Annotated in this window: 10 protein-coding genes; 9 read left to right on the top strand and 1 reads right to left on the bottom strand. The window is 63.8% G+C overall.

Annotated features, from left to right (window positions below; all coding sequences use genetic code 11):
• Positions 1-26 precede the first annotated feature (26 nt).
• The 4 genes from NKJ09_RS00420 to NKJ09_RS00405 all read left to right on the top strand — a co-directional run bounded on the left by NKJ09_RS00420 (position 27) and on the right by NKJ09_RS00405 (position 4,668).
• Positions 27-1,214: a beta-ketoacyl-ACP synthase gene (locus NKJ09_RS00420; RefSeq protein ID WP_352495968.1), complete on the top strand. Its 1,188-nt coding sequence runs from the start codon at positions 27-29 to the stop codon at positions 1,212-1,214.
• A 74-nt stretch (positions 1,215-1,288) separates the two neighbouring features.
• Positions 1,289-2,560, top strand: a complete 1,272-nt coding sequence (locus tag NKJ09_RS00415; protein ID WP_023719975.1) for a beta-ketoacyl-ACP synthase — start codon at positions 1,289-1,291, stop codon at positions 2,558-2,560.
• Between the two features lie 84 nt (positions 2,561-2,644).
• Positions 2,645-3,673: a zinc-binding dehydrogenase gene (locus tag NKJ09_RS00410; protein ID WP_352484196.1), complete on the top strand. Its 1,029-nt coding sequence runs from the start codon at positions 2,645-2,647 to the stop codon at positions 3,671-3,673.
• Positions 3,674-3,675: 2 nt separating this feature from the next.
• The gene (locus tag NKJ09_RS00405) at positions 3,676-4,668 is read left to right on the top strand and encodes a lipid A biosynthesis lauroyl acyltransferase (protein WP_352484195.1); all 993 of its coding nucleotides are present in this window, start codon (positions 3,676-3,678) and stop codon (positions 4,666-4,668) included.
• A 150-nt stretch (positions 4,669-4,818) separates the two neighbouring features.
• Here NKJ09_RS00405 and NKJ09_RS00400 read toward each other — a convergent pair whose 3' ends face one another.
• Positions 4,819-5,247, bottom strand: a complete 429-nt coding sequence (locus tag NKJ09_RS00400) for a L,D-transpeptidase (RefSeq protein ID WP_023719972.1) — start codon at positions 5,245-5,247, stop codon at positions 4,819-4,821.
• Between the two features lie 222 nt (positions 5,248-5,469).
• Here NKJ09_RS00400 and NKJ09_RS00395 point away from each other — a divergent pair, with 222 nt between their 5' ends.
• The 5 genes from NKJ09_RS00395 to NKJ09_RS00375 all read left to right on the top strand — a co-directional run bounded on the left by NKJ09_RS00395 (position 5,470) and on the right by NKJ09_RS00375 (position 12,056).
• Entirely contained in the window at positions 5,470-6,759 is a 1,290-nt protein-coding gene (locus NKJ09_RS00395; protein ID WP_352495967.1) for an acetylornithine deacetylase/succinyl-diaminopimelate desuccinylase family protein, read from the top strand.
• A 130-nt stretch (positions 6,760-6,889) separates the two neighbouring features.
• Positions 6,890-8,368, top strand: a complete 1,479-nt coding sequence (locus NKJ09_RS00390) for an ABC transporter substrate-binding protein (RefSeq protein WP_352495966.1) — start codon at positions 6,890-6,892, stop codon at positions 8,366-8,368.
• 255 nt (positions 8,369-8,623) lie between these two features.
• A complete protein-coding gene (locus tag NKJ09_RS00385) occupies positions 8,624-9,571 on the top strand; it encodes an ABC transporter permease (RefSeq protein WP_352495965.1) in 948 nt (315 codons plus the stop codon).
• A complete protein-coding gene (locus tag NKJ09_RS00380; protein ID WP_352495964.1) occupies positions 9,568-10,437 on the top strand; it encodes an ABC transporter permease in 870 nt (289 codons plus the stop codon). The genes NKJ09_RS00385 and NKJ09_RS00380 overlap by 4 nt, the downstream gene beginning before the upstream one ends.
• Positions 10,434-12,056: an ABC transporter ATP-binding protein gene (locus NKJ09_RS00375; RefSeq protein WP_352495963.1), complete on the top strand. Its 1,623-nt coding sequence runs from the start codon at positions 10,434-10,436 to the stop codon at positions 12,054-12,056. The genes NKJ09_RS00380 and NKJ09_RS00375 overlap by 4 nt, the downstream gene beginning before the upstream one ends.
• Positions 12,057-12,109: the final 53 nt, after the last annotated feature.

Here is a 12,109-nt window from a genome sequence, read left to right as displayed (position 1 = left end):
ACGCGCCTTCACCCGAACAGCCGCCCATGAACCCCCACGACGTCGTCATATCAGGCATCGGCCTAGTCTCGTCGCTGGGCGAGGGTCCGGATGCGCATTGGCAAAAGCTCGTCCAGCCGCGCCTTGAGCCGGTTCTGGAGGCCTCGCGCTTCTCGCCCTATACAGTCCACCCGCTGCCGGAGGTCGACTGGAACCTGCAGATCTCCAAGCGTGGCGACCAGCGGCAGATGGAGACCTGGCAGAGGCTCGGCACCTATGCGGCCGGCCTTGCGCTCGATGATGCCGGCATCAAGGGCAATGACGAACTCTGCGCGACCATGGACATGGTGGTGGCCGCCGGCGGCGGCGAGCGCGACGAAGCGGTCGACGCGGCCATTCTCGCGGCATCGGAAAGCCGCAATGACCGCGACGTGCTGCTCAACGAGAAGCTGACCACGGAATTGCGCCCGACGCTGTTTCTGGCACAGCTTTCCAACCTGCTCGCCGGCAACATCTCGATTGTCCACAAGGTGACGGGGTCGTCGCGCACCTTCATGGGCGAGGAAGGTGCGGGCGTCGCCGCCGTCGAGACCGCGGCCGCGCGCATCCGTTCCGGTCAGTCGACGCATATACTGGTCGGCGGCGCTTTCCAGACCGAACATTCCGACATGCTGCTCGGCTATGAACTGGCCGGCTACCTGCATCGCGGTCCGTGGCGGCCGGTCTGGCAGAGGCAAGGTGCCGAGGGCGGCGGCGTGGTGACCGGATCCGGCGGCGCGTTTCTCGTCCTGGAGCAGCGCGAGCACGCGACAAGCCGTGGCCGGAAGATCTATGCGGAACTTGGCCCGGTCCTGTCCGGTCGCGCCAGGCGCCGGCGGGGCGAACTCGATGGAGAGATCGCCATGCTGCTGAAGCAAGCCGCATTGCCGGACGGCGAGTTGCTGGCGATCTCCGGCGCTTCGGGCGCCCATGCCGCGACCGCCGCCGAGAAATCGGCGCTCGAGGCCAATCCGGCGATCGCCGCACGCGGCTTTTCGACGCTCACCGGCCACATGAAGGAAGCGCAGTTCCCCTTCGCCGTCGCGCTGGCGGCCCTGGCTGTCGATCGCGAGGCCGCCTACCCTGTCTTCGACGCCACAGTCGAAAAACCGTTTGCCGGCGTCCCGAAGACCGTCCTTGCAACGGCGATCGGCTATCACCAATTCGAGGGCATGGCGCTGATCAAAGCCGCCTAGAGCATCGGACCGAAAACGTGACGCGGTTTTCGGGCGATCCGATGCTCCAAGAGAAACAGGTTTTTGGACAACAAATGGCCAATCTGAACGACCACATGGGCAGGCCGATCGTCGCCGTCACCGGCATCGGCGTGGTGACCTCGCTCGGTGTCGGCAAGGCCGATAATTGGGCGGCGCTGACATCCGGCAAGTCCGGCATCCATCCGATCACCCGCTTCCCGGTCGATCATCTCAACACCCGCATCTCCGGCATGGTCGATTTCCTGCCGTCGAGTTCCAAGGGCGCCAGTCTCCTCACCTATGAGCTTGCCGAAACCGCGGCCCAGGAAGCGATGTCTGAGGCAGGCCTCGATGCCGGCGATTTCGGCGGACCGCTTTTCCTCGCTTCGCCGCCGGTCGAACTCGACTGGAGCGAGCGCTTTTCGCTCTACAATTCCGACACGCACGATACCGGTGCAGAGAGGCTCCTGCGGGTGGCGCGCGGCCTGAGGGAACTCGACATTTTCGAGACCACCCAGTTCGGTTCGATCGCCGACCGGCTTGCCGATCGTTTCGGCACGCGCGGCCTGCCGATCACGCTGTCGACCGCCTGCGCCTCGGGCGCCACGGCGATCCAGCTCGGCGTCGAGGCGATCCGCCGCGGCGAATGCGACCGGGCGCTGTCGATCGGCGCCGACGGATCGGCAACCGCGGAGGCGCTGATCCGCTTCTCGCTTCTGTCGGCGCTCTCCACCCATAACGACATCCCCGAAAAGGCATCCAAGCCGTTCTCCAAGGATCGCGACGGCTTCGTGCTGGCCGAAGGCTCGGGCGCCCTTGTGCTGGAATCGCTGGAGGCAGCACTTGCCCGCGGCGCCACCATTCTCGGCATATTGCGCGGCTGCGGCGAAAAGGCCGACGACTTCCATCGCACCCGCTCCAAGCCGGACGGTTCGCCGGCGATCGCGGCGGTGCGCGCCGCCCTTGCCGATGCCGGCCTGAGCGAGGACGGGATCGATTATGTCAACGCCCATGGCACCTCGACGCCCGAAAACGACAAGATGGAGCATTTGTCGCTGTCGACGGTGTTCGGCGAGCGTATCTCGTCAATGCCGGTCTCGTCGAACAAGTCGATGATCGGCCATACCCTATCGGCAGCCGGTGCCGTCGAGGCTGCATTTTCGCTGATGACGATGCGCGAAAGCGTCATTCCGCCGACCATCAACTACGACAATCCCGACCCGGCGATCGTGCTCGACGTGGTGCCGAACACCAAGCGCAACGCCGAGGTCGGCACGGTCCTGTCGAACTCCTTCGGCTTCGGCGGCCAGAACACCTGCCTTGTCATGGCGCGGGAACCGGTCTAAGCGACCGTTCCGCTCTAGCACTGTTGTCGTGCGCATGGTCCTTTCCGAAACGGTTCTCGGGTCATGCGCAACCTGGGATCTGGCATGCGCGCATTGCAACTTATCGAGGATCGCCGGCTTGAAACGGTGGACCTGCCACCACCGCCGCCGCCTTCGCTCGGCGAGGTGACGCTGCGCATCAAGGCCGTGGCGCTGAACCACATCGACGTCTGGGGCTGGCGCGGCATGGCTTTTGCCAAGCGCAAGCTGCCGCTGGTCGTCGGCGCCGAGGCTTCCGGCGAGGTCGAGGCGGTCGGCCCCGGCGTTTCCAGCCTTGTGCCCGGGCAATTGGTGTCGATCTATGGAGCCCGCACCTGCGGTCTTTGCCGCGCCTGCCGCGAAGGCCGCGACAATCTCTGCGAGCATGTTTCGGGCGTGCACGGCTTCCATCTCGACGGCTTTGCGCAGGAAAAGATCAACCTGCCGGCGCGCCTTCTGGTCCCCGCGCCGCCCGGCGTGAGCGAGATCGGCGCGGCGGTGGCGCCGGTTACCTTCGGCACGGTCGAGCATATGCTGTTCGACAATGCCCGGCTGCAGCCCGGCGAGACGATACTCGTCCATGCCGGCGGCTCCGGCATCGGCTCAGCCGCCATTCAGCTGGCCAAGAAGATGGGCTGCACGGTCATCACCACCGTCGGCTCGAACGAAAAGATCGACAAGGCCAAGGCGCTCGGCGCCGACCACGTCATCAATTACCGCGAGGACCGCTTCGAAGGCGTCGTGCGCAAGCTGACGAAGAAGAAGGGCGTCGACGTGGTGTTCGAGCATGTCGGCGCCGACACCTTTGCCGCCTCGATGCTGTGCCTGAAACGCGGCGGACGGCTGGTCACCTGCGGCTCGACCTCCGGTGTGTCGACGCAAATCAATTTGATGCAGTTGTTCCAGCAGCAGCTGAAGCTGCTCGGCTCGTTCGGCTGCCGCATGGAAAACATGGCCGACGCCATGCAGAAGATGGCGGCGGGTCTTGTCGCGCCGGTGATCGACACCGAGGTCGGCTTCGACGGCATCGATGCCGCGCTGAAGCGCATGGAAGGCCGCGACGTGTTCGGCAAGATCATCCTGCGCGTCGGCTGAGAATGGTCGGCAAGACTTTCAGGAAGATCAGCCGGGACCTGGGATTCCGCCATGGCCGGCGGCTTCGACGGTTCAACTACTGGCTGGTCGCGCGGGTCGCGATGATCATCATCTCCGCGCTGCGCCTGCTGCCGCCCGACAGGGCGCTCAATTTCGCCGACCGCGCCGCCCGCCACATCGGCCCTTGGGTGCAGCGCCACAAGGTTGCGATCGACAATCTGCGCAAGGCCTATCCGGAAAAGAGCGATACAGAGATCGAGGCGATCGCCTCCGACATGTGGGGCAACATGGCTCGCCTCGCCGCCGAATATATCTTCCTCGATGCTTTGTTCGACTACGATCCTGCTGCGACGAAGCCGGGCCGTGTCGAGGTCAAGGGCGTGGAGCATTTCGTGCGCATCGCCGGCGAGGACAAGCCGCATATCGTCTTCACAGGGCATCTCGGCAATTTCGAGCTGCTGCCGGTGGCTGCTGCCACCTTCGGCATGAACATCACGGCGCTGTTTCGCCCGCCCAACAACCCTTACCTCGCCGACTACATCCTCTCGACCCGCCGCTCGAGCATGGGATCGCTGCTGCCGTCTTCGACCGGCGCCTCGTTCGCGCTTGCGGCTATCCTGGAGAACGGCGGCAATATCGGCGTGCTGGTCGACCAGAAATTCACGGGCGGGCTCGAGACGACATTCTTCGGCCGCCCCTGCGAGAGCAACCGCGTACTAGGCACGCTGGCCCGGCATTACGATTGCGATGTCTACCCGGCGCGCTGCGTGCGCTTGCCGAACAATCGTTTCCGGCTCGAAATCGAGGACAAGCTCACCTTGCCGCGCACCGCAGGCGGCAATGTCGACGTCCCCGCCACCACTCAGCTTCTCAACGATGTGGTCGAGCGCTGGGTGCGCGAAGACCCTGGCCAGTGGATGTGGTTCCACAAGCGCTGGGAGATCAGCAAGCGCAGAAAGCGGCGGCCGTTGAAATTGCGCGACAAAGCCGCCTGAGCGGAAATCATAGCAAACATTTTCCGCTACTGACGTATTTTGTTCTTGCTTTGTGCCGGCAGCTATGCTACTAACTTCGGTATGGTGCTACTTGGCGCCGACGAACCTGCCGCTCCGGCGGGTTTTTTATTTTCGGGCCCAGTGACAGGCCTAATTCGTCACCAGGATCCGCGTGTTGCCGAAGCCGGCTTTGCGCACCATCGAATAGAAGGCCGCGGCGTTGCTGGGGTGGAGGCGCACACAGCCATGCGATGCCGGGCGCCCCAATTGCCGGACGGCACCGGTGCCGTGGATGGCATAGCCGCCGCGGAAGAACACCGAATAGGGCATCGGCGACATATCGTATTTGCGCGAATACCACATCCTGGCCGTCCGCTGCGGACGATAGCTGCCGCGCGGCGTGATGTAGCCTTTGCGGGCGGTGGAAACGCTCCACCGGTAATACGAAAGCCCGTATCTTACCGTCATCGTCTGTGAGGAAATATCAATGTTCGCGACCAGGCTGGCCGCCCGGCCCTCGAACGACGAACCGAACAGCATCGCTACCAATGCTGCTGCCATGAGAACAGTGTTTTTCATGCGATCAAACCCCTTTGATGCCCCTTGCCTGCCTGCCCTCACGCTGTTCTCCAGCATTTTGATGGCAAGCCAGCGAGCTAACACCTACTCCCTGACGATTTCACCAATCCAAAGCAGCGAATTTGAACGATTTCCCGCAATAGTTGCCGTAACGACACGCAATCGCCTCGCAATTCGCCATCGGGCTTGCAAAACCGCCTCATCCGCTGCTCAATTCGCCGAATGAACGAACCGAACGAACGGCTCCTCAAGGCGATCGATGACCGAGCCGATGATCTGGTTGCGCTGGCCGCGGATCTGATCCGCTTTCCGACCATCAACCCGCCCGGCGAAGCCTATCAGCCGTGTGCCGAATTTATCGGCGCGCGGCTGAAGAAGCGCGGTTTTGAGATCGAATTCATCCGTGCCGAAGGCACGCCCGGCGACACTGACCGTTATCCGCGCGTCAACGTCGTCGCCCGCTTCGATGGCCGCGCGCCGGGTGCTTGCGTGCACTTCAATTCGCATATCGACGTGGTCGAGCCCGGCGACGGCTGGAGCCTCGATCCGTTCGCCGGCATCGTCAGGGACGGCAAGGTCTATGGCCGCGGTGCTTGCGACATGAAAGGTGGGCTTGCCGCCTCGATCATCGCCGCTGAAGCCTTCATGGAGGTCTTTCCCGATTTTCCCGGCGCCATCGAGATTTCGGGGACGGTCGACGAGGAGTCCGGCGGCTTTGGCGGCGTCGCGCATCTGGCGAAGCTCGGCTATTTCTCCAGGCCGAAGGTCGACCACGTCATCATTCCCGAGCCGCTCAACAAGGACCGCATCTGCCTCGGCCATCGCGGCGTCTGGTGGGCGGAGATCGAGACCAAAGGCGAGATCGCGCACGGCTCGATGCCGTTCCTCGGCGACAATGCGGTACGCCATATGGGCGCCGTGCTGCGGGCCTTCGAGGACGAATTGTTTCCGGCGCTCGACCGCAAAATGACGCGCATGCCGGTCGTGCCCGAAGGCGCAAAACGCTCGACCATGAACATCAACTCGATCCATGGCGGCCAGACGGAGGATTTCCGGCCCGGCCTGCCCTCGCCCAACGTGCCTGATTCCTGCCGGCTGACCATCGACCGCCGTTTCCTGCTCGAAGAGGATCTCGGCACGGTCAAAAGCGAAGTGATCGATATCCTCGAGCGGCTGAAGCGCGAGCGCAAGAAATTCGATTACGAAATCCGCGATCTGATGGAAGTGCTGCCGCTGATGACCGAGCGCGACGCACCGGTGGTGAAGGCGGTCGCGCAAGGCATCATGGAGATATTCGACCGCGAGCCGGATTACGTGATCTCGCCCGGCACCTACGACCAGAAACACGTCGCCCGCATCGGCCACATCTATGACTGCATCGCTTATGGGCCGGGCATTCTCGACCTTGCCCACCGACCCGACGAATGGGTCGGCATTGCCGATATGTTGGACTCGGCAAAGGTGATGGCAATCGGCCTCGGCGTTCTGCTGAGGGGGGCCGGCCCGCAATGATCCGGCCATGGGCGGAAAAACATTCCTCCCGGCGGCGGCGGACGGTACGAAACGCAATTTACTCGGCGGCGAATTCACGCTTCTATCCGCCGGGTTTCAGCACGTGTTTTAGCATATGGGGAGTTGCACGATGAAATTGTGGAAAACCATTCTGGCCGCAGCGGCGCTGGCGTTGGCCGCCGGAACCTCGGCGATGGCCGCGCGAACTGACCTGGTCATCGGCATTCCGCTCGAACCCCCGCATCTCGATCCGACCGCGGGTGCCGCGGCTGCGATCGACGAGGTGCTCTACGCCAATGTCTTCGAGGGCCTGACCCGCATCGGACCGAACGGCGAAGTGCTGCCCGATCTCGCCGAAGGCTGGAGCATTTCCGACGACGGCAAGGTCTACACTTTCAAGCTGCATACAGGCGTGAAATTCCATGACGGCAGCGACTTCAACGCCGACGACGTGAAATTCTCGCTCGATCGTGCCCGCGCCGACAATTCCGTCAACGCGCAAAAGGGCCTGTTCGCCGCCATCGGCAAGGTCGAGGTCGTCGATCCCGCGACGGTGACGGTCACGCTGAAGAACCCGCAAGGCTCGTTCCTTTACAATATGGGCTGGGGCGACGCGGTGATCGTCGCGCCTGAGACAGCCGACACCAACAAGGAAAAACCGATCGGCACCGGCCCGTTCAAGTTCCAGAACTGGGCCAAGGGCTCATCGATCATGCTGGTCAAGTCGGACAATTACTGGGGCGCCCCGGTGTTCCTCGACAAGGCCGAGTTCCGCATCGTTCCGGACGCCGCCGCCGCCGTTCCGGCGCTGCTTTCCGGCGACATCCAGGCCTTTCCGTTCTTCGATCCTGACAGTGTCGCCCAGGTCAAGGACGACCCGCGCTTCAAGGTGGTGATCGGCTCGACCGAGGGCGAAACCATCCTGTCGATCAACAACAAGAAGCCGCCCTTCGACAAGCTGCAGGTCAGGCAGGCGATTTCCTTTGCGCTCGATCGCAAGGCGATCATCGACGGCGCCTCGGCCGGCCTCGGCGTGCCGATCGGCTCGCACATGTCGCCCGCCAGCAAGGCCTATGTCGACCTCACCGGCCTCTATCCGCACAATGTGGACAAGGCCAAGGAGTTGCTGAAGGAAGCCGGCCTGGAGAATGGCTTCAAGGCGACGCTGAAGCTGCCGCCGCCCTCCTATGCGCGGCTTGGTGGCGAGATCATCGCCTCCGAGCTTCGCGAAATCGGCATCGACCTCGAGATCATCCCTGTCGAATGGGCGCAGTGGCTTGATCAGGTCTTCACCAAGAAGGATTACGACCTGACCATCGTTTCCCACACCGAGCCCAACGACATCGATATCTATTCGCGCAAGGACTATTACTTCAACTACGACAATCCGGCCTTCGACAAGATCATCGACGAGCTGAACCTTACCTCCGACGAGGCCAAGCGCATGACGCTGCTCGGCGAGGCGCAGAAGGTTCTGGCCGATGACGCCGTGGTCGGCTTCCTCTACGAATTGCCGAAGGTCGGCGTCTGGGACGCCAAACTGCAGGGCCTATGGGAAAACGCCCCCATCCAGGCCAACGACCTGACCAAGGTGAAGTGGACGGATTGAGCCGCTGACAGAAGGGCGAAAGTTGCACTCCGTCACACCCCCCTCTGTCCTGCCGGACATCTCCCCCTCAAGGGGGGAGATCGAGCCCTCATCGCCGCTTTCGCTAACCACTAGCGTTGCAAGGACAGTGTCAGCGTGGAAACTGCCAATCTCCCCCCTTGAGGGGGAGATGTCCGGCAGGACAGAGGGGGGTGGGCGGGAACGCAAGCTTCGCCCGGTTTTTGCGTCCGGCAACACAGCGGTTCCTCAACGTCCATGACCGCCTACCTCCTCAAGCGCCTCGCCATCGCCGTCGTCACGCTGGTTCTGGCCTCGATGGTGGTCTTTGCCGTGCTGGAGATCATTCCCGGCGACCCGGCACGGCTGATGCTTGGCCTGAACGCCAGCGCCGACCAGATCGAATTGCTGCGCAACCAGATGGGCCTCAACGCTCCCGTCGTGCTGCGCTATCTGCATTGGGCCGGCGGGCTGCTGAGCCTCGATTTCGGCCGTTCCTATACCTATTCGGTGCCGGTCATCGATCTGGTCCGCGAGCGCCTCGTCGTGTCGCTGCCGCTAGCGTTGATGGCGCTGGCGCTGTCCACCGTCATTGCCATCCCGGTCGGGCTGTTTTCCGCCAGCCGTAGCGGCCGGGCCGGCGACACGATCGCTATGGGCGCCGCCCAGCTTGGCGTCGCCGTGCCCAATTTCTGGTTTGCGCTGATGCTGATCTATCTTTTCGCCGTCTGGCTGCGGCTGGTGCCTGGCGGCGGCTTTCCCGGCTGGAGCGCCGGCGTCTGGCCGGCGCTGAAATCGCTGCTCCTGCCGGCAATCGCACTCGCTCTGCCGCAGGCGGCGATCCTTGCCCGGGTCACCCGTTCAGCGCTGATCGAAGTGCTGAGCGAGGACTACATCCGCACCGCCCGCGCCAAGGGCCTGCCCTATCGTATTGTCTTGTGGCGGCACGCACTGCGCAACGCCATGCTCCCGGTGGTCACCATTCTAGGCCTGCAATTCGCCTTCCTGCTCGCCGGCACCGTCATCATCGAGAACGTCTTCTACTTGCCCGGCCTCGGCCGGCTGGTGTTCCAGGCGATCAACCAGCGTGACTTGATCGTGGTCGAGAGCGTCGTCATGCTGCTGGTCGCCGCCGTCATCGTCGTCAATTTCGTTGTCGATCTCTCCTATGCGGTGGTCGATCCGCGCCTGAGAGGCCGGCAATGACGCTGCACATCGACATCCCCGACGAGAACCTTGCCGGCATCCTGGCCAAGGCGTTCAAAAACCGTTCGTTCCTCGCCGGCTTCGTCATCACCGCGCTGGTGGCTGCGGTCGCGATCCTCTCCTTCTTCTGGACGCCTTACGATGTCACCAGGCTGGTCATTTCCGACAAGACCCAGGCGCCATCGCTGGCGCACTGGTTCGGCACCGACCATTTCGGTCGCGACATCCTGTCGATGATCATGGTCGGCGCCCGCAACTCGATCGCCGTGGCGCTGGTGGCGGTCGGCATCGGCATGGGCATCGGCGTGCCGCTCGGCGCCTTTGCCGCGGCGCGCGGCGGCATCGCCGACGACGTGCTGATGCGGCTGAACGACCTGGTCTTCGCCTTTCCGGCGCTGCTTTCGGCAATCATGATCACCGTCATCTTCGGGCCGGGCGCGTTCAACGCCATCATCGCCATCGGCATCTTCAACGTCCCGGTGTTCGCGCGCGTCGCCCGGGCCGGCGCCCTGGCGATCTGGCCGCGCGAATTCATCCTCGCCGCCCGCGCCGCCGGCAAAAGCAGGACGCTGATCAGCATCGAACATGTGCTGCCCAACATCGCCACGCTGCTGCTGGTGCAAGGCACCATCCAGTTCGCGCTGGGCATATTGGCCGAAGCCGGGCTTTCCTATGTCGGGCTGGGCACCCAGCCGCCGATGCCGAGCTGGGGCCGCATGCTGTTCGACGCCCAGACCCGCATGGTGGTGGCGCCCTGGATGGCGATCTTTCCGGGCATGGCGATCGTCGTCACCGTGCTTGGCCTGAACCTGCTTGGCGACGGCATTGCCGACATTCTCGATCCGAAATCGCGGCGGCAGCGATGAGCCTGCTCGAAATCGACAAGCTGTCGCTGACCATCGGCAGCACCCGTATCCTCAGAGACATCGAACTTTCCGTCGCGCCGGGCGAAGTGATGGGGCTCGTTGGCGAATCCGGCTCCGGCAAGTCGATGACGGCGCTCACCGTCATGCAGCTTCTGCCCTGGGCGGCGCACACCAGCGGACGCATCACCTTCGACGGCATCGACATCCTTGCCGCCAGCGAGGACCAGATGTGCGCGCTGCGCGGCGACGATATCGGCATGGTGTTCCAGGAGCCGATGACGGCGCTCAATCCGGTCAAGACCATCGGCGAGCAGGTCGCCGAGGGTATTCGCTGGCACACCAGGGCAAGCCGCGCCGACGCCGAGGAACGGGCGCGAAAAATGCTCGACCGGGTCGGCCTGCCGGCAGCACAATTCCCGCTGTCGCGTTATCCGCACGAACTCTCCGGCGGCCAGCGCCAACGCGTCGTCATTGCCATTGCCTGTGCGCTGAAACCCAAGCTGCTGATTGCCGACGAGCCGACGACCGCGCTCGACGTGGTGCTGCAGGCGCAGATCCTCGACCTTCTGCGCGACCTCGTAGCGGAAAACCGCATGGGTCTTCTGCTCATCTCGCACGACCTCGCCGTGGTGACGGAGATGGCGGACCGCATCACCATCCTGCGCCATGGCGAGGTGATGGAGGCCGGCGACACGGCCCGCACGCTATCTGAACAGCGTCACCCCTACACGCGCCAACTGGCGCAGGCCTCGATGCATTTGCCGGCGCGAGCCCGCACGCATGACAGCGGATCAGCCAAACCGCTGCTTCAGGTAGCGAACGTAACGCGGGACTATCCCGGACGGCGCATATCGCTGTTGAAACCGGCAGCTCCCATCCGCGCCGTCGACGATGTCTCCTTCTCGATGGCGCCCGGCCAGTCGGTGGCGCTCGTGGGGCGCTCCGGCTGCGGCAAGTCGACGCTCGCCCGCATGGTCCTGGCGCTGGACAAGCCGACGGCCGGTGGGATCCGCTTCCGTGGCGACACCCTCACCGGCAAGAGCGAGGCGGAGCTGAAGCCGGCGCGGCGCGACATGCAGGTCGTGTTCCAGGACCCGTATGGTTCGTTCGACCCACGCCAGAAGGTCGAGAGATTGGTGGCCGAGCCGCTGCATGTGCTGGAGAAGAAGCCGGCGCCCGCCGCGCGGCGCGAAATGGTGGCGCATGCGCTGCACGAGGTCGGCCTGTCGCCTAAAGACATGGACAAATATCCGCACGAGTTTTCGGGCGGCCAGCGCCAGCGCCTGTCGATCGCCCGCGCCATCATCACCCGGCCGAAGCTGATCGTCGCCGACGAGCCGGTCTCGGCGCTCGACGTCTCGATCCGCGCGCAGATCCTCGATTTGTTCGCCGAACTCAACCAGAAACTCGGCATCGCCTATCTGTTCATCACCCATGATCTGACCGTCGCCCGCGCCATCACCGACGAAGTGATGGTCATGCATGACGGCAAGATCGTCGAGCGCGGCAGGACGAGCGAAGTGCTCGACCACCCGCAATCCGAAGCCGCCAAGGCGCTGGTCGCCGCCGCTCCCGATTTGCATCGGGCAATTGCGAAAAGGCTGCAGGAACAGGGGTGAGCAGCTTCGTGGCACGGCTTGATCCACAAAGCATACCTACCCCCTCACGTGAA

It is taken from the genome of Mesorhizobium sp. M0189 (assembly GCF_040322135.1).
GTDB lineage: Bacteria > Pseudomonadota > Alphaproteobacteria > Rhizobiales > Rhizobiaceae > Mesorhizobium.
The sequence above is the reverse complement of the archived record's forward strand: the minus strand, read 5'-3'. Positions and strand labels throughout refer to the sequence as shown.